This window comes from Pseudomonas sp. GD03875 (genome assembly GCF_029840585.1).
GTDB classification, from domain to species: Bacteria; Pseudomonadota; Gammaproteobacteria; order Pseudomonadales; family Pseudomonadaceae; genus Aquipseudomonas; species Aquipseudomonas paralcaligenes.
Genome location: NZ_JAOCCV010000044.1, coordinates 17,799 through 35,992, shown reverse-complemented (window position 1 = coordinate 35,992; position 18,194 = coordinate 17,799). Strand labels below are relative to the sequence as shown.

Genomic DNA, 18,194 nt, shown 5'->3' with positions numbered 1-18,194 from the left:
CGCTACCAGTACGACGGCCTATCGCGGCGCATCCTCAAGCAGGTCCGGCAGAACGGAGAAGAAACCACCACCTGGTACGGCTGGGACGGCGACCGCCAGTGCGCCGAAGCCACGGACGCGCGCCTGCGCACCACCGTGCATGAGCCCAACAGTTTCGTGCCGCTGCTGCGCCTGGAACAACGGCGCCAGGAAGAAGGCCCGCTACTGGCCGAAGTGCGCCGCCTGCTGGCCAGCGAAGGCCTGCAACTGCCGGAAGAGCACCGCCCGGCAATCGAAGACCTGAGCGTGGCGTGCTTCCACACCGACCACCTCGGTACCCCGCTGAGACTCACGGGCGAACAGGGGCAGACCCTCTGGCAGGGCCAGGCGGACGACTGGGGTGCCATCGATCACGAACAGGGCGAGACCGACCAGCCCATTAGATTCCAGGGGCAGTATCGGGACGAGGAGAGTGGGCTGTACTACAACCGCTACCGGTACTACGCAGCGGAGTTGGGGAGGTATGTGACTCAGGATCCGATCGGGTTATTAGGGGGGAGCAATTTCTATCTTTATCCGGTAAATCCATTGCAGCATAAAGATTCGTTAGGTCTTTCGCCTGCCTTTACAAATGTAAGTGGGATGACTCCTTCGCAAGTCGGGCAGTATGCAAAGGCTCAGACGGCAATAAATTCAATTTCAACAAAAATGGCAGAAATTAAAAATGCTATTACTTGGGCTAATCCATATGCTCCGGATTACGTTTCTGCTCAAATAGATATATATGTTGCCTCAGGGTCAATAACATACACCCGATACGGGGACATTCTAGCAAGCGCTGGAGCCGCACGTAGTTACCCTGCAAGCTCTGTAGGAGGAAATGTTTCAGCTGGATTCTTGTTGTGTCCTAATGAGCCTACTCCGAGCAAGAGTGAGTTAAATAACTTTCTTGAAGGGTGGGGGTTGTCTGGAGGTTTTTATGATATTTTTGGCGGGGAGGTTGTAACAAATTCTGCCGGAACTGCTGTTAATATAGGGGCAGGTATTGGAGGGGCTGGAGTAACGCCAGGGTCAAACACATGGAAGATATGGGGTTTTGATGAGTAATGGCCAGTTTATAAAGATAGGGCAGTGGGGTGTTGCTGCTTTAGCATTTTTAGCGGTCATGTGGGTGATAACTAAGGCCCCAAAAACTGAAGGGGTCGCAGATAGAAAGGCAGTCGAGAAAGAGTATTTGGAAATATCTCCCCCTGCTTATGTCAGGCCAACAGGTGATAGGCGTGTAGCTTATAAGCTAGGCTCGGCTGTGGTTCAGCAAAGTTTTGATAGTAATATGGCCAGTATCGATGTGATAAAGCATTATGATGAGCAGCTTCTTGATAATGGCTGGAGGGAAATGAAGAAATACGGACTACAAGGGAAGGTGTATTGTAAGGGGAAATATAGGGCTGAAATTACTTCGCGAACCCACCTTCCAGGGTACATTTTTTCAGTAAGCTGGTTTGCCAGTAACAAGACATGCTCTTAATAGCGCTGGCTTGATAGGTGCGCGCTGCTCCGATTTCTACCTGCTAGGTTTACACTTCAAGGGATTGCTTGTCGAGTATCGATAAATTTAACTGTCTGTTCCGTAGTTTGTGATTAATGCTAATAAGTTTTTAAATGATGAAGGGGCCATGCCTCATTGTCCGTGCTGCGGGAAGTGTTCTACAGCAACGCGCTGACTACTGGGACAGTTTTCAAGCTCAGGTGGCTTGTTAAACATGGAGTACTATGATGTGAGAGGAAATTAATGAGTGCTCCTCCTCTAATAGTGGCTTTTATAGTAATGATTGGTATTGTTTTTATTATGCCTTCAATGCTAATTAAGGTTGGCATAAGCAATAGACTTGCAATAAGTATCATAACTTCGGTGCTGTGCCTGCTTGCAATGATTTTGAGTGTTGTTTTGCGCTAGATATGATTTGATTTTTTGTAGTTGCGTTGTTTCATTTTACCAAGTATGTCTAGGTGCGGCTTGCTGGTGCCTGGTACGTATTTTAATTGGCTGATGTTGCAGTCAAGTGGTCATTTTGGATCTCCCTGTAAGGCTAGAGATTGACATGTTAAGTGCAGGGGGGAATGCTAGTTAATAGGTTTCTATATGCGGGATCGCCTTTCTATGGGTGGCGTAGGCAGAAATTGATGAAGAAAGCTCTTGAGGCTTTGGTGGATGTCGTATTCATCTCGGCTGTGCTAGTGACTGGTATTTATTTCTTGACTGATGTTTTTGGTGTGTTGAGCCTTGGTAGAGAGGCCGGGATGGTAGTGGTGCGTTTGTTTTTTGTGGGTGCACCATTGTCTTTTTTTGTTTCTTTGATCGCATTTGTTAGTACAGGGCGTGCTCGTTATAAGTGGTATTTGGGGGTGTCTGGGCTTGAGGTGTTAATTATCATTCTGCTGTTTTGGATTATTTATAGTAGCCAGATATGAGTGTCTGAAAGAGGGTGGGCGTATGTTTATATAAAAATATTTTTTGGCAAGTTAATCAGTTGACTAGTATTTGATTTTGTGATTATAGGCAGGTTCTGAGCAGCTTGGAGAGAAAGACTAACGCAGCTATGGAAGCTATTTTTGTCGCCTCTGGCCACATAGTTAACTTTATGGGTGTCGTGTTGGCTGTTTTCTTGGTTGCGTTTATTCCGCTATATTTTTATGGATTTATGACGTATCGAAAGAAAATAAAACTGCGCTCCTCTCGGTTCGCTCTGCTTATTTTTATAGGGACAATCGCTTTAACTGGTCTGTTGACTGCTGTTTTTGCTATGACGTCTGTTGTTTTAGGGATGTGGGGGTAGTCAATTTGTCGCTTTATGAGAGGGAAGGGTTGCTGGAGCCTACAGGAAAAAGTCTTAATCCGGCTTGTTACTACGTCTCTGGGTAACTATCCGCCTTGGTCTATAGGTTCTTTGATTATCCATTTTTTGTGGCGTGGGGGATAAATAGATTGCCCTCATTTTTTATTAAGAGGTTGCGTGAAGATATGAACGGCTAAGGTCTTGATTGTTGTGTGCTCTTATTGGGGTGGTTGATGGTTCGGTTTTATGAATCGTTGTTTTTGAAGTTTTATTTTCAATTTTAAAGTGTTAGAGGGTGGCGTGAATAAATTATTGAAATCAGCCAATTCCTTTCTGGCTGTGGTCTTGTTTTATTTGCTCGGTAAGTCATTGATGTATTTTGTTGACTTGATCTCCATTCTTGTGGGTGGAGGAAGGCTTGGTTACGAGCATCTCCTAGGGATTGCATGGGGTATATTCAGCTATTTTGTTGTTTCAGTTTTCCTGTTTATGCTGATAGGCTCGAGAGATTATATATTTTATCGCAGGGCTTTTTTGTGTGTTCTTGTTTATTTTGTTTTGGAATATCTTGTCAGGCTGCATTTTCTTTTTTCAAATAGACATATCATTGTGGATAGCCATCTTTATTGGCGCACCTTTCTTGTGACTTGTATCGTTCTGGTGCCTTGTGTTCTGCTGGCCAAGCTTCGAGAGGTTATTTCGATTTATAGTCGCGTCAAGGGTTTTCTTTCCCGGTAGATGCTCCGATAGGTGTTTATTAAAATGGATTTTTTGGGTGTTGATTGTGTTCGCAGGAAGCTTGTTGGTGCTTTCGTGCTGTGGCTAGCGGCAGCTACCGGCGCTTTCGCCTCGCCCGACAAGGAAGAGTTGTTCAGGCAACTTCAGGTCCGTGCCGAAGCGGGTGTTGCAATCGCTCAGTACAACCTGGGTATGTTCTACAACAATGGCATTGGCACTTCCGAGAACCCTGAAGCCGCGTTCCAGTGGTTCGAGAAGGCTGCTCGCGCTGGTGATTGGTTGGGGAGCTACAAGGTCGGTTGCTATTACGCGGGGCAGTTCGGGGATGTGGTGAAGCCTGACGCCGAGAAGGCGCTGTCCTACAAGCTCGAGGCTGCACAGGCCGGCTATGTGCTGGCGCAGCACGATGTGGCGATCAGCTATGCGCGGCGTGGGGCTTACGAGGAAGCATTCAAGTGGTGGCAGGCGGCTGCCGGGCAAGGCGACCTCACTGCCCTGGTGATGCTATCGCAGGCCTACGGGCAGGGGCGCGGCGTCGAGAAGAGCCCGGCCAAGGCCTACGAACATCTTCTGATAGTCATCCGACTGGTGCCGGAGAGCCAGTCCGGCGAGTTGGAGCCGCTGCTCGGCGACCTGCGAAAGCAGTTGGATACGAAGGCGATCACTGATGCGGAACAGGCCGCCAAGGCGTGGTCGCCTCTGCCCACGGAGCTGACAATGCGGGCTCGGGAGGGCATCCGGGAAGCGATAAGCGTCGCGCAGAGCCAGCTTATACACCCTTAAAGACACACCACTCAGCGCACCCGGTCGAGGCTCTGCACGGCCAGGTCCAGCGCCTTCTGCATGTCGAGGCGGGCGGAGCGGCCGACGTCCTTGTCGTCCAGCTGGTAGTTGCGCTCGGAGGGCAGGATGGGGGCGGTGAGGTCCTCGGCGTCCATCGGCTCGAAGTCGTAGTCGCCGCCGATGGTCATGGCGCTGCGCCGCAGCAGCATGCGCAGCTGGTCCGGCTGCAGTTCGGGGTTGATCGAGAGCATGGCGGCGACCACCCCGGCGACCATCGGTGTGGCGTAGGAGGTGCCGCAGTGCACTTCGCCGCGTTCGCCGTCGCGCAGGGTCGAGGCGTGGGTGCAGGCCGAGGCGGTGATGTCCACCCGCATGTCGATGTTCGAGGAGCTGCGCTTGACCACATAGGCCGGGTCGTCCACCGACACGCCGCTCTTCTGGCTGCGCTGGTGGCCGCCGACCACCAGCAGCTGGTCGGTGATGAAGGAGGAGGGCAGGCGGTATTCGTCGGTGCCGGAGAAGGCCGCGCCGTTGCCGGCCGAGTTGATCACCACCACGTCCGGGTGCTCGCGGCGCAGCCACAGGAAGAATTCTTCCAGCAGTTCTTCGTAGCCGCTCATGGCGAGGCCGGAGCGGATCAGCGAGTCCACTTCGTCGCCCTCGACGTTCTTCGCCCCGACCCGGTGGATGCCCCAACTCCAGTTGAGTACCCGCACGCCGTCCTCGACCAGGTTGACCGAGGCGGCGATGTTGGCGGTGATGCCGGCGTCCGAGTTGCGTTCGACGATGACTTCGAAGCCCGGCCCGGCGCCGTCCAGGGCCTGCAGGAAGCCGCTGTTGCCGCCGCGCTTGGCGTGGGCGGCGAAGATGCCGGCCACGGTGCTGCCGTGGTTGTCGGGTTTGTCCGCGTCACGGGCGTAGAGGCAGGTGCGTTGCTCCGGGCGGCAGCCGCCGAGCTGGTCGGCGAAGTCCGGCGCGTCGAAGTCGACGTTGCGTTCGATCACGCCGATGCGCACCGGCCGGGTCTCCACTGGCGCTTCCTTGGCGGGGATGCGTCGCTGGTAGTAGTTCACCGCGTCGGCGAAGCGGTTGGCCGCCCATTCGTCCTCGCTGGGCTTGTTTGACACCTCGTCGCCTTCGCTTTCCTCGCCCTTCTCGGGGGCGGATTCCTCGATGATCACCGCGTCCACGCTGGTCTCGCTGCCCAGGCGCAGGATCAGCGCGTCGCGCTGGACCAGGTCCTTGGCGGGCAGGCGCAGCTGGTAGATGTTCAGCGGCGGAATGGCGCCGACCACCTTGGCGCCATAGCGCCTGGCCAGGCGCTCGGCCTCCTTGCGGCCGTCGTGCTTTTCCTCGATCAGCAGGCTGACCAGGTCCAGGTAGGTGGTCAGGCCGTCCATGTTCTTCGCCACTTCGTCGGGGCCGGCGGCCAGCACCTGGCTGCGTCCGCGCGACAGCCACACCGGGTTGCTGCTGCGCTCGCCCTGCTCCAGCCACAGTGGGGCGCTGGGTTCGCGCCCGAGCTTCAGGCGCAGGCTCTGGCCGTCGCGCTGAACGCGGTTCGCATCCAGGGTCTTGTCACCGAGATGAACCCGTAGCTCGCCGTCGCCCAGGCCGGTAGTGCCCACGCAGTACTGCGAGGCGTCGTCGAGCAGGTCGCCGCAGCGCTGCAGCTGGGTGATGCGCAGGGCGTCGCCGGCATGGACCAGCGGGGCGGTGAGCAACAGCATTAGGCAGGTGGTGCGGACGAACACGGTAGCGGGCTCCTGGGGCGGCGGGTACGGGCGCTTTCCGTACAGACCGCCGCCTCGTCTGCCACGTTCAGCCTCTGTTCGCGGGGCGAGGGCGCGCGCAAGAACGATCAAGCGCCCGGCATACTGGGCGCCGATACTGCCGGCCACTCGTGAGGAGCGAACATGGACCCCATCGGCAAGGCCCTCTGGCTGATCGAGACCGACCTCGAAGGACGCTTGGACCTGCAGGGCATCGCCGATGCCTGCGGGCTGTCGCGCTTCGGCCTGGCACGGGCCTTCGCGCTTGCCACCGGCTGGCCGGTGATGCGCTACGCCAGAGCACGGCGCCTGAGTCGCGCGGCCGCTCGCCTGGCCGAGGGCGCCCGGGACATTCTCGACCTGGCGCTGGAGGCGGGCTATGGCTCCCACGAGGCGTTCACCCGCGCGTTCCGCGAGCAGTTCGGCGTCACGCCGGAGGCCCTGCGGGCGAGCGGCCGATTGGAAGGCATCGAACTGAGAGAGGCCATGCGCATGCAACCCACCACTACCTACCCGCTCGCCGAACCGCGCTTCGAGCACGGCGAGGAACTGCTGATCGCCGGGCTGGGCGAACGCTTCACTTTCGACAAGTCCCAGGGCATCAGCGCGCTCTGGCAGCGCTTCGTGCCCTGGATCGGCAAGGTGCCGGGGCAGCAGGGCTGGGAGACCTTCGGCCTGTGCTGCAACCCGGACGAAGACGGCGGCTTCGAGTACATCGCCGGTGTCCGCGTCGAGCGTGGCGACGAACTGCCGCCCGGCTTCACCTGCCAGCGCCTGCCGGCGCGGCGCTACGCGGTGTTTCGCCACACGGGGCACATCTCCAGCATCCACGAGACCTTTGCCGCGATCTTCCAGCGCTGGCTGCCGGCCTCGGGCCTGCAGGCCGCCGACGCGCCGGAGTTCGAGCGCTACAGCGCGGACTTCGATCCCATGGCCGGCACCGGCCACGTCGAGGTCTGGATGCCGCTGCGCGACCGGGCATCGCCCGTTTCGACTTGATCGCACCGAGGAGGGCGGCGATAGTCGCGGTCTCTCCCATCGAGGCATCGAGAACCATGGAAAGGCAGCGAGGTGGCGGACCCACACCGGTGCGCGGCGACCTGATCGACACCCCGCTCGGCACGATGATCGCCCTGGTGGACGGCCAGGGCGCCCTGCAGCGCCTGGAGTTCCTCGACGACGAGGTGCACGAGCCGCTGATCTGGCGCGGCTACCAGTTGCAGCGCGACGCCGTGCTGGTGGCACCGGTGGCGCGCCAGCTGGACGAATACTTCGCCGGGCGCCGCCGCGTGTTCGAGCTGGCCCTGGCGCCGCTGGGCAACGCCTTTCTATATGAAGCCTGGAAGCACCTGAGCCAGGTGCCCTACGGCACCACCCTGACCTACGGCCAGCTGGCCCTGCGCCTGGACCGCAACACCTCGGCGCGGGCGGTGGGGAGGGCCAACGCGGTCAATCCGATCGCGATCATCGTGCCCTGTCACCGCATCATCGGCGCCAACGGCAGCCTCACCGGCTACGCCGGCGGCCTGCACCGCAAGCAGGCGCTGCTGGAGCTGGAAGGCGTGCTGGCACCGATGCGCCAGCAGACGCTGCTGTAGGTCGGCTCGCGTAGTGCCGGGCCGACTCCGCCCGGTAGAATGCCGATCCATACGGTTTTCCCGAGGCAAGGGCGTGGATCTACAGCAGGGCTTCGTCCTGACCCGGCACTGGCGCGACACGCCGGCCGGCACCGAGGTCGAATTCTGGCTGGCCACCGACGCCGGCCCCCAGCGGGTGCGCCTGCCGCATCAGCCCTCCGTCGCCTTCATCCCGGAAGTGCAGCGCGAGCGCGCCGAGGCGCAGCTGCGCGGCGAGCGCGAAGTGGAGTTGCGGCCGCTGGGCCTGCGCGACTTCCGCCACCGGCCGATGCTCGGCCTGTACTGCCGATCCCACCGCCAGCTGATCAAGCTGGACAAGCAGCTGCGCAAGGCCGGCGTCGACGTCTACGAGGCCGACATCCGCCCGCCCGAGCGCTTCCTGATGGAGCGCTTCATCACCGCGCCGGTGAGCTTCGGCGGCACGCCGGGCGAGGGCGGAGTGCTGCTCGACGCTCGCCTGAAGCCGGCCGAGGGCTACCGGCCGCGGTTGCGCCTGGTGTCGCTGGACATCGAGACCAGCGAACGCGGCGAGCTGTACTCCATCGCCCTGGAGGGCTGCGGCCAGCGCCAGGTGTACATGCTCGGCACGGCCACCGAGGGCGACGCCGGGGTGGATTTCGACCTCGACTACTGCGCCAGCCGCGCCGAGCTGCTGGAGCGGCTCAACGCCTGGATGGCCGAGCACGACCCGGACGCCATCATCGGCTGGAACCTGGTGCAGTTCGACCTGCGCGTGCTGCAGCGCCACGCCGCCGAGCTGAAGGTGCCGCTGCGCCTGGGGCGCGGCGACGAGGAGATGGAGTGGCGCGAGCACGCCAGCCACAACCACTACTTCGCGGCGGCGGCCGGGCGCCTGATCATCGACGGTATCGAGGCGCTGCGCTCGGCCACCTGGAGCTTCCCCTCGTTCAGCCTGGAGAGCGTGGCCCAGACCCTGCTCGGCGAGGGCAAGGCGATCGACACGCCGTACCAGCGCATGGACGAGATCAACCGCATGTTCGCCGAGGACAAGCCGGCCCTGGCCCGCTACAACCTCAAGGACTGCGAGCTGGTCACCCGCATCTTCGCCCACACCCGGGTGATCGACTTCTTGCTCGAACGCGCCGCCGTCACCGGCCTGCCCGCCGACCGCAGCGGTGGCTCGGTGGCGGCTTTCACCCACCTGTACCTGCCGCCGATGCACCGCATGGGCTTCGTCGCGCCCAACCTCGGCGAGAAGATGCCCCAGGCCAGCCCCGGCGGCTTCGTCATGGACTCGCGGCCGGGGCTCTACCGATCGGTGCTGGTGCTCGACTACAAGAGCTTGTACCCGTCGATCATCCGTACCTTCCTGATCGACCCGGTGGGCCTGATCGAGGGCCTGCGTGAGCCGGACGACGAGCACTCGGTGGAGGGCTTCCGCGAGGCGCGCTTCTCGCGCACCCGGCACTGCCTGCCGGCCATCGTCGAGCGCGTCTGGCAGGGCCGCGAGGCGGCCAAGCGCGAGGGCAACGCGCCGCTGTCGCAGGCGCTGAAGATCATCATGAACGCCTTCTACGGCGTGCTCGGCTCCAGCGGCTGCCGCTTTTTCGACACGCGCCTGGCCTCGTCCATCACCCTGCGCGGCCACGCCATCATGCGCCGCACCCGCGAGCTGATCGAGGCGCAGGGATACCAGGTGATCTACGGCGACACCGACTCCACCTTCGTCTGGCTCGGCCGCGAGCACGACGAGGAGGAGGCCGCGCGCATCGGCCGAGAGCTGGTGGCCCGGGTCAACCAGTGGTGGCGCGAGCACCTGCGCGCCGAGATGGGCCTGGAGAGCGCGCTGGAGCTGCAGTTCGAGAGCCACTACCGGCGCTTCCTGATGCCCACCGTGCGCGGCGCCGAGGAGGGCAGCAAGAAGCGCTACGCCGGCCTGGTGCGGCGCGCCGACGGCCGCGAGGAGATGATCTTCAAGGGCCTGGAGACGGTGCGCACCGACTGGTCGCCGCTGGCCCAGCGCTTCCAGCAGGAGCTGTACCGGCTGGTGTTCGACAACCGGCCCCACGAGGACTACGTGCGCGACTACGTGCGCCGCACCCTGGCCGGCGAACTGGACGAGCTGCTGGTCTACCGCAAGCGCCTGCGCCGCAAGCTCGACGACTACGAGCGCAACGTCCCGCCCCACGTGCGCGCCGCGCGGCTGGCCGACGAGCACAACGACCGCCTGGGCCGTCCGCGCCAGTACCAGCGGGGCGGCTGGATCAGCTACCTGATCACTGTGGCGGGCCCCGAGCCGCTGGAGAACCGCACCGGCGCCATCGACTACGAGCACTACCTGAGCCGCCAGCTGCAGCCGGTGGCGGACGCGATCCTGCCGTTCGTGGGCGGCGACTTCGCGAGCCTGGTGGATCGCCAGCTTGAGCTGTTCTGACTTCATATGGTCAAGGCAGGTAGAAAATCCTGTCATTCCCGCGCAGGCGGGAATCCAGGCGGAGGCCTGGCACCGCGCCGCTGGGCCCCCGCCTGCGCGGGGATGACGGGGCGGGGCGTGCAGTCGGCGCAGACGGGGTGATCGGGTGAAGGCCGTATACGGCCAACCCCCCGTCATTCCCGCGTAGGCGGGAATCCAGGCGGAGGTCCGGCACCGCGCCGCTGGGTCCCCGCCTTCGCGGGGACGACGGGGTGGGGTGTGCAGTCGGCGCAGGTGGGGTGATCGGGTGAAGGTCGTATACGACCAACCCCCCTTGTCATTCCCGCGCAGGCGGGAATCCAGGCGGAGGCCCGGTACCGTGTCGCTGGGTCCCCGCCTGCGCGGGGACGACGGGGTGGGGTGTGCAGTCGGCGCAGGCGGGGTGATCGGGTGAAGGTCGCATATGGCCAACCCCCCGTCATTCCCGCGCAGGCGGGAATCCAGGCGGAGGCTCGGCACCGCGTCACTGGGTCCCCGCCTGCGCGGGGACGACGGGTTGGGGTGTGCAGTCGGCGCAGGCAGGGCGATCAGGTGAAGGTCGCATACGGCCAACCCCCCCCTCGTCATTCCCGCGCAGGCGGGAATCCAGGTGGAGGTCCGGCACCGCGTCCTTGGGGCCCCGTTTGCGCGAGGATGACGTTGTGCGCAGAGGCGCGGAGCATCCTAAAGTGACAGCTTTCCCTCCAGGGTATCCGTCATGCTCCGCCAAGCCCTTGCCCGCTTTCCCCGTTTCGAACTGATCCCGAGCGCCACGCCGCTGGAACACCTGCCACGCCTGTCCCGGCACCTGGGGCGGGACATCTGGGTCAAGCGCGATGACCTCACCCCACTGGCCCTCGGCGGCAACAAGGCGCGCAAGCTGGAGTTCCTCGCTGCCGACGCGCTGGCCCAGGGCGCCGACGTGCTGGTGACGGCCGGGGCGATCCAGTCCAATCACGTGCGCCAGACGGCTGCAGTCGCCGCCAGGCTGGGCCTGGGCTGCCTGGCGCTGCTGGAGAACCCCATCGGTACCGCCGACGGCAACTACCTGGGCAACGGCAACCGTCTGCTGCTGGACCTGTTCGGTGCCGAAGTGGAGGCGGTGGCCAACCTCGACGACGCCGACGCGCAGCTGGCCGCCGCCTGCGAGCGCCTGCGTGGCGCCGGGCGCAGGCCCTACCTGGTGCCCATCGGCGGCTCCAACGCCCTCGGCGCGCTGGGCTACGTGCGCGCCGGCCTGGAGCTGGCCGAGCAGATGGCGCGCAGCGGGCAGGACTTCGCCGCCGTGGCGCTGGCCTCCGGCAGCGCCGGCACCCACAGCGGCCTGGCCCTGGCGCTGGAACACGAGCGCCCGGGCACGCGGGTGGTCGGGGTCACAGTGTCGCGTCCGGACGAGACCCAGCGCCCGAAGGTCGAGGGGCTACTGCAGCGCACCGCCGAACTGCTCGGAGTGAACGTGCCGGCCGGTCTGTGCATCGAACTCTGGGATCGCTACTTCGCGCCGCATTACGGCGAGCCGAACGCCGGGACGCTGGCGGCGATACGCCTGCTGGCCGGGTACGAAGGGCTGCTGCTGGACCCGGTGTACACCGGCAAGGCCTTCGCCGGCCTGCTCGACGGCATCGCCACCGGCGCCTTCCCCGGCACGGGGCCTCTGCTGTTCCTGCACACCGGCGGCGCCCCGGCGCTGTTCGCCTATCATCCAGCGCAGCAGTCGAAGCACGCGCAAGATTGAAAAGGAATAAGCAGATAATTTTTCAATATTTTATCGAATAAATATTTGCTTCTAGAGTTGCCCGCCTACCCATCCGGAGAGCCTGCCATGACATTCACCACGCTGCGTCGCCACTTCCTACTCGGCAGCCTGAGCCTGTTGCTCGGCGCCAGCCTGGCCACCCCGGGCTTCGCCGCCGACCTGCTGGACGACATCAAGGCCAAGGGCGCGATCAAGGTCGGCCTGGAAGGCACCTACCCACCGTTCAACTATCAGGACGAGAGCGGCAAGCTGACCGGCTTCGAGGTCGAACTCGCCCAGGCCCTGGCGAAGGAGCTGGGCGTCGAGGCCCAGTTCCAGCCGACCAAGTGGGACGGCATCCTCGCCGCCCTGGAATCCAGGCGCCTGGACGTGGTGATCAACCAGGTGACCATCTCCGACGAACGCAGGAAGAAATACGACTTCTCCACCCCCTACACCGTCTCCGGCATCCAGGCGCTGACCCGCAAGGCCGACGGCGACAGCATCAAGAGCGCCCAGGACCTGGCCGGCAAGAAGGTCGGCGTGGGCCTCGGCACCAACTACGAACAGTGGCTGAAGGAGAACGTGCCGCAGGCCGACATCCGCACCTACGACGACGACCCGACCAAGTTCCAGGACCTCAACGTCGGCCGCATCGACGTGATCCTGGTGGACCGCCTGGCCGCCTTCGAGATGGTCGAGAAGACCGGCGGCCGCCTGGCCGTGGCCGGCGACGCCTTCTCCCGGCAGGAGTCCGGCATCGCCCTGCGCAAGGGCAACCCGCAGCTGCTGGCCGCCATCGACGCGGCGCTGGCCAAGCTCAAGGCCGACGGCACCCTCAGGCAGTTGTCCGAGAAATGGTTCAAGGCTGACGTCACCCAATGATCGAAACCAGCCTGCAGCTCGCGCTGGACTCGCTGCCCTTCCTGCTCAAGGGCACCCTGTGGACGGTGGTGCTGAGCCTGGGTGGCATGTTCTTCGGCCTGCTGCTCGGCTTCGCCCTGGCCCTGCTGCGGCTGTACGGCTACTGGCCGCTGCAGTGGCTGTCGCGGATCTACGTGTCGTTCTTCCGCGGCACGCCGCTGCTGGTCCAGCTGTTCATGATCTACTACGGCCTGCCCCAGCTGGGCATCCAGCTGGAGCCGCTGACCGCCGCGCTGATCGGCTTCTCGCTGAACATGGGCGCCTACACCTCGGAAATCCTCCGCGCCGCCATCGCCTCCATCGACCGTGGTCAGTGGGAAGCGGCGGCGAGCATCGGCATGGGCCGGGCGCAGACCCTGTACCGGGCCATCCTGCCCCAGGCGGCGCGCACCGCCTTGCCGCCGCTGGGCAACAGCTTCATCTCGCTGGTCAAGGACACCGCCCTGGCCGCCACCATCCAGGTGCCAGAGCTGTTCCGCCAGGCTCAGCTGATCACCGCGCGCACCTTCGAGATCTTCACCATGTACCTGGCCGCCGCGCTGATCTACTGGGTGCTGGCCAGCATCCTGGCGCACTTCCAGTCGCGCCTGGAGGCGCGGGTCAACCGCCACGAGCAGGATTCCTGATGATTTCCGTCCGCAACCTGAGAAAGGCCTTCAAGGGCCAGGACGTGCTCAAGGGCATCGACCTGGACGTCGCCCCCGGCGAGGTGGTGGCCATCATCGGCCCCAGCGGCTCGGGCAAGACCACCCTGCTGCGCTGCCTCAACCTGCTGGAGCAGCCCGACGGCGGGCGGATCACGGTGGGCAGCATCGAGATCGACGCCGACCGGCCGCTCAAGACGCAGCAGAAGCTGATCCGCCAGCTGCGCCAGCACGTCGGCTTCGTGTTCCAGAACTTCAACCTGTTCCCCCACCGCACCGCCCTGGAGAACGTCATCGAAGGCCCGGTGCAGGTGAAGAAGGAACCGCGCGCCCAGGCCCTGGAGCGGGGCCGTGCGCTGCTCGCCAAGGTCGGCCTGGCCGGCAAGGAGGACGCCTATCCCAAGCGCCTCTCCGGCGGCCAGCAGCAGCGCGTGGCCATCGCACGCGCGCTGGCCATGCAGCCGGACGTGATCCTGTTCGACGAGCCGACCTCGGCGCTCGACCCGGAACTGGTCGGCGAGGTACTGGCGACCATCCGCGGCCTGGCCGAGGAGAAGCGCACCATGGTCATCGTCACCCACGAGATGAGCTTCGCCCGCGACGTGGCCAACCGGGCGATTTTCATCGACCAGGGCGTGATCGTCGAACAGGGCGAGGCCAGGGCGCTGTTCAGCGCGCCGCAGGAGGAACGCACCCGCCAGTTCCTCGGCAAGTTCCTCGGCCCGGGCTGAGGGGCGCCGGCGCTTCGGCGATGGCGCCAAAAGATTTTTTCCGCGAGCACTTGGCAACCGCAGTTTCGCCCCAACCTGTGACGCACCACGCCGAGGTTTCCATGACTGCGCCAGCCTCCACGCCTCCCGCTTCACAGGTTCATCCCCGCCGTCTCGCCTGGTTCGACCGCATCAGCGCCTACCGGCAGCCCATCGGCCTCGCCCTTGGCCTGGGGCTGTTCGTCCTCGCCCTGGTGGCCTGCAAGCACCTGCTCGACGAACTCGACCCCGGCGCCCTGCGCGTCGCCCTGCTGGACGTGCCGCCGAGCGCGCTGGCCGGCGCCCTGGCGGCCACCCTCGCGGGCTTCGCGGTGCTGCTCGGCTACGAATGGTCCGCCAGCCGCTACGCCGATGTGCGCCTGCCGGCCGCCAGCCTGGCGCTCGGCGGTTTCAGCGCCTTCGCCATCGGCAACGCGGTCGGCCTGTCGATGCTTTCCGGCGGCTCGGTGCGCTACCGGCTGTATACCCGCCTCGGCCTCGGTGCCGGCGAAGTGGCACGGATGACCCTGTTCGCCAGCCTCTCGCTCGGTTGCACGCTGCCGCTGCTGGCCGCGCTGGCGATGCTCAGCGACCTGCCGGACGCCGCCCTGGCGCTGCGCCTGCCGCCCGGCGTGCTGGGCGCCATCGCCGGGCTGGTGCTGCTCGGCTATGCCGGCACCGTCCTGCTGATCCAGCGCCGGCGCCTGCCCAGGCATCCGCTGGCGCACGCCATGCAGGTGCGGATCGGTCGCCGCAGCCTGCGCCTGCCGAACTGGCGGCTGAGCGGCCTGCAACTGCTGATCACCGCGCTGGACGTCTGCGCCGCCGCCACCGTGCTCTACCTGCTGCTGCCGACCGCGCCGCCGTTCGGCGTGTTCCTGCTGGTCTACCTGCTGGCCCTGGCCGCCGGCGTGCTCAGCCACGTGCCGGGCGGGGTCGGGGTGTTCGAGGCGGTGATGCTCGCCGCCTTCAGCGGGCAGATCGAGGCAGCGCCGCTGGCCGCCGCGCTGCTGCTGTACCGGCTGATCTACGTGGTGCTGCCGCTGCTGGTGGCCTGCGTGCTGCTGCTGGCTGTCGAGGCCCGGCGCATGCTCGCCGGCAACCAGGCCATCCGGGTCGCGTCCGGGCTCGGCGCGCCGGTGCTGGCGCTGCTGGTGTTCATCTCCGGCGTGGTGCTGCTGTTTTCCGGTGCGACCCCGGCGGTCGACACCCGCCTCGAACACCTGGGCTTCCTCGTCCCGCACCGGCTGATCGAGGCATCGCACCTCGGCGCCAGTCTGGTCGGCGTGCTTTGCCTGCTGCTCGCCCAGGGGCTGCGTCGGCGCCTGTCGGCGGCCTGGATGCTGACCCTGGTGCTGCTGCTGGTCGGCGCGCTGCTGTCGCTGCTCAAGGGCTTCGACTGGGAGGAGGCCAGCCTGCTGGTGCTCACCGCCAGCCTGCTGGCGCTGTTCCGCAAGTCGTTCTACCGGCCGAGCCGGCTGCTCGAACTGCCGTTCTCCTGGCTATACCTGGCGGCGGCCGCCTCGGTGCTCGCGGCCTCGCTGTGGCTGCTGCTGTTCGCCTACCGCGACGTGCCCTATGAGCACGAGCTGTGGTGGCAGTTCGCTCTCGATGCCTCGGCGCCGCGGGCCCTGCGTGCCGCCCTCGGCAGCGCGTTGCTGCTCGCCGTGCTGGCGCTCGCCTGGCTGCTGCGCGCGGCGCCACCGGCCATCGCGCCGCCGGGCGCGGCCGAACTCGAACGGGCCGCCGCGATCCTGCGCCGCTCCGACCAGCCGGACGGCGGCCTGGCCCTGACCGGCGACAAGGCGCTGCTGTTCCATACCGGGGAACAGGGCGACGAGGCCTTCCTGATGTATTCGCGCCGCGGGCGCAGCATGGTCGCGCTGTTCGACCCGGTCGGCCCGCCGCTCCGGCGCGCCGAGCTGATCTGGCGGTTCCGCGACCTCTGCGACCTGCACCACGCCCGCCCGGTGTTCTACCAGGTGCGTGCCGAGAGCCTGCCGTTCTACATGGACATCGGCCTCACCGCGATCAAGCTCGGCGAGGAGGCCCGGGTCGACCTGTCGCGCTTCGACCTCGACGCCAAGGGCAAGGAGATGAAGGACCTGCGCTACACCTGGAACCGCGGTCAGCGCGACGGTCTGGAGCTGCATATCCATCCGCGCGGCGAGGCGCCGCTGGACGAGCTGCGGTCGATCTCCGACGCCTGGCTGCTGGGCAAGAACGTGCGCGAGAAGGGCTTCTCCCTCGGCCGCTTCGACGCCGGCTACCTCGGCCACTTCCGCATCGCCGTGGTGCGTTTCCAGGGCAGGGTGGTGGCCTTCGCCAACCTGCTGGAGACCGACAGCCGCGAGCTGGCCAGCCTCGACCTGATGCGCTCGGCGCCGGACGCGCCGAAGCTGACCATGGAATTCCTCATGCTCGGCCTGATCCTGCATTTCAAGGGCGAGGGCTACCAGCGCTTCAGCCTCGGCATGGTGCCGCTCTCCGGCCTGCAGCCGCGACGCGGTGCGCCGCTGACCCAGCGCCTCGGCTCGCTGGTGTTCCGCCGCGGCGAACAGCTCTACAACTTCCAGGGCCTGCGCCGCTTCAAGGACAAGTTCCAGCCGGACTGGGAACCGCGCTACATGGCCGTCCCCGCCGGGCTCGACCCGCTGGTGGCGCTGGCCGACACCGCCGCCCTGATCGCCGGCGGCCTGACCGGACTGGTGAAACGCTGATGCTCGCACGCTACCGGCGCCATGCCCTGATCATCCTCGTCGCCGTGCTGGTCGGCGCGGCCCTGCTCTGGAGCCGGATACCCGGCCAGCCGAAGGTCGAGCGGCGCACGCTCGCCGACGGCAGCCCGATGATTGTGGTTGCCCCGGGCGTCGCGCCGCACCACCAGGTCTTGGTCGCGGTGCCGGGCGAACAGGCGCTCAGCGACGCGCAGCTGCTCGCGCTCAGCCAGGGCGGCCAGGCGCGCATCGGCCAGTTCTTCCTGGCTGCCGATGGCGACTGCGCGGCCCAGCAGCGGCGCCTGCGCACGGCGCTCGCCGAATTCGACACGACCCCCGACCTGCTGGCCGGCCTCGGCGCCGGTGCCAGCCTCGCCTGGCGCTGGCTCGCCCGCCAGGACAGCGACCAGGCCCGTGCCCTCTCGGTGGGTTTCGACCTCGACGCCGAGCATTGTGCCACCGCACTGCCGGCCAGGGCCGCCCATGGCCGCTGGCTGGCCGCCTGGAACGACAACCCGAGCGACGCCAGCGCGCGCTTCGCCCGTGGCCAGGGCAATGCCGAGACCATCATCGGCGACTACGACACGCCGCTCACCGGCCTGCTCGACGAACAGTTGCAGCGCCTGCTGCGCGGCGACGGCGATGACATGCCGGTGGTCGAAGTGCCGGCGACCGGGCCGGGCGAGACTGTGATCCTGTTCTATTCCGGCGACGGCGGCTGGCGCGACCTCGACCGCGACGTCGCCGACGAGCTGGCCAAGCGCGGCTACCCGGTGGTCGGCATCGACACGCTGCGCTACTTCTGGCAGCACAAGACCCCGGAGCAGGGCGCCGCCGACCTCTCCCGGCTGATGCAGCGCTACCGCGACAAGTGGGGCGCGCGGCGTTTCGTGCTGACCGGCTACTCGTTCGGCGCCGACGTGTTGCCGGCGATCTACAACCGCCTGCCGGCCAGCGACCAGCAACAGGTCGACGCCGTGCACCTGCTGGCCCTGGCCCGCAGCGGCAGCTTCGAGATCGAAGTCCGGGGTTGGCTGGGCAAGGCTGGCCAGGAGGCGCCCACCGGCCCCGAGCTGAGCAGGCTGCCGGCGGCCAAGGTGCTGTGCATCTACGGCAAGGACGAGGCCGGGGAGAGCGGCTGCACCCAGCCGGGCGCGGTCGGCGAGCGCCTGGAGCTGCCCGGCGGGCATCACTTCGACGAGAACTACCCGGCGCTGGCCGAGCGCCTGCTGCAGGACGTGCGCCGCCGGCAGGCGGGGCACTGAG

Annotated in this window: 15 protein-coding genes; 14 read left to right on the top strand and 1 reads right to left on the bottom strand. The window is 64.9% G+C overall.

Annotated elements, in window-relative coordinates:
- The 5 genes from N5D30_RS24295 to N5D30_RS24275 form a co-directional block, all read left to right on the top strand.
- Window positions 1-1,086 (top strand): RHS repeat-associated core domain-containing protein (locus tag N5D30_RS24295; protein ID WP_279911043.1); only part of this gene is annotated, 1,086 nt, incomplete at its 5' end.
- Window positions 1,079-1,507, top strand: coding sequence for a hypothetical protein (locus tag N5D30_RS24290; RefSeq protein ID WP_279911042.1), 429 nt, complete (start codon window positions 1,079-1,081; stop codon window positions 1,505-1,507). The genes N5D30_RS24295 and N5D30_RS24290, both read left to right, overlap by 8 nt.
- Window positions 1,508-2,163: 656 nt before the next feature.
- Entirely contained in the window at window positions 2,164-2,451 is a 288-nt protein-coding gene (locus N5D30_RS24285; RefSeq protein WP_279911041.1) for a hypothetical protein, read from the top strand.
- 665 nt (window positions 2,452-3,116) lie between these two features.
- Window positions 3,117-3,554: a hypothetical protein gene (locus tag N5D30_RS24280; protein ID WP_279911040.1), complete on the top strand. Its 438-nt coding sequence runs from the start codon at window positions 3,117-3,119 to the stop codon at window positions 3,552-3,554.
- 24 nt (window positions 3,555-3,578) lie between these two features.
- Entirely contained in the window at window positions 3,579-4,337 is a 759-nt protein-coding gene (locus N5D30_RS24275; protein ID WP_279911039.1) for a tetratricopeptide repeat protein, read from the top strand.
- 11 nt (window positions 4,338-4,348) lie between these two features.
- On the opposite strand, the gene N5D30_RS24270 is transcribed toward N5D30_RS24275, so the two are convergent.
- Window positions 4,349-6,067, bottom strand: a complete 1,719-nt coding sequence (locus N5D30_RS24270) for a S8/S53 family peptidase (protein WP_279911044.1) — start codon at window positions 6,065-6,067, stop codon at window positions 4,349-4,351.
- 186 nt (window positions 6,068-6,253) lie between these two features.
- On the opposite strand from N5D30_RS24270, the gene N5D30_RS24265 reads away from it, so the two are divergent.
- The 9 genes from N5D30_RS24265 (at window position 6,254) to N5D30_RS24225 (ending at window position 18,193) form a co-directional block, all read left to right on the top strand.
- Window positions 6,254-7,108 (top strand): AraC family transcriptional regulator, encoded by an 855-nt coding sequence (locus N5D30_RS24265; RefSeq protein WP_279911038.1) that lies wholly within the window; start codon window positions 6,254-6,256, stop codon window positions 7,106-7,108.
- A 56-nt stretch (window positions 7,109-7,164) separates the two neighbouring features.
- Entirely contained in the window at window positions 7,165-7,707 is a 543-nt protein-coding gene (locus N5D30_RS24260) for a methylated-DNA--[protein]-cysteine S-methyltransferase (protein ID WP_279911037.1), read from the top strand.
- 73 nt (window positions 7,708-7,780) lie between these two features.
- Window positions 7,781-10,141 (top strand): DNA polymerase II, encoded by a 2,361-nt coding sequence (locus N5D30_RS24255; protein WP_279911035.1) that lies wholly within the window; start codon window positions 7,781-7,783, stop codon window positions 10,139-10,141.
- Between the two features lie 736 nt (window positions 10,142-10,877).
- The gene (locus N5D30_RS24250) at window positions 10,878-11,894 is read left to right on the top strand and encodes a D-cysteine desulfhydrase (protein ID WP_279911034.1); all 1,017 of its coding nucleotides are present in this window, start codon (window positions 10,878-10,880) and stop codon (window positions 11,892-11,894) included.
- 87 nt (window positions 11,895-11,981) lie between these two features.
- Window positions 11,982-12,779, top strand: coding sequence for a cystine ABC transporter substrate-binding protein (gene tcyJ, locus N5D30_RS24245; protein WP_279911032.1), 798 nt, complete (start codon window positions 11,982-11,984; stop codon window positions 12,777-12,779).
- Window positions 12,776-13,444 carry a cystine ABC transporter permease gene (tcyL, locus tag N5D30_RS24240; protein ID WP_220813708.1) on the top strand — a complete coding sequence of 223 codons (669 nt, stop codon included), beginning with the start codon at window positions 12,776-12,778 and terminating at the stop codon, window positions 13,442-13,444. Before tcyJ ends, tcyL begins: the two co-directional genes overlap by 4 nt.
- Window positions 13,444-14,193 (top strand): L-cystine ABC transporter ATP-binding protein TcyN, encoded by a 750-nt coding sequence (gene tcyN, locus N5D30_RS24235; protein WP_279911031.1) that lies wholly within the window; start codon window positions 13,444-13,446, stop codon window positions 14,191-14,193. The genes tcyL and tcyN overlap by 1 nt, the downstream gene beginning before the upstream one ends.
- Window positions 14,194-14,294: 101 nt before the next feature.
- Window positions 14,295-16,931, top strand: coding sequence for a bifunctional lysylphosphatidylglycerol flippase/synthetase MprF (mprF, locus tag N5D30_RS24230; RefSeq protein ID WP_279911030.1), 2,637 nt, complete (start codon window positions 14,295-14,297; stop codon window positions 16,929-16,931).
- Complete coding sequence (locus tag N5D30_RS24225) at window positions 16,931-18,193, top strand: AcvB/VirJ family lysyl-phosphatidylglycerol hydrolase (RefSeq protein WP_279911029.1); 1,263 nt, start codon at window positions 16,931-16,933, stop codon at window positions 18,191-18,193. The genes mprF and N5D30_RS24225 overlap by 1 nt, the downstream gene beginning before the upstream one ends.
- Window position 18,194: the final 1 nt, after the last annotated feature.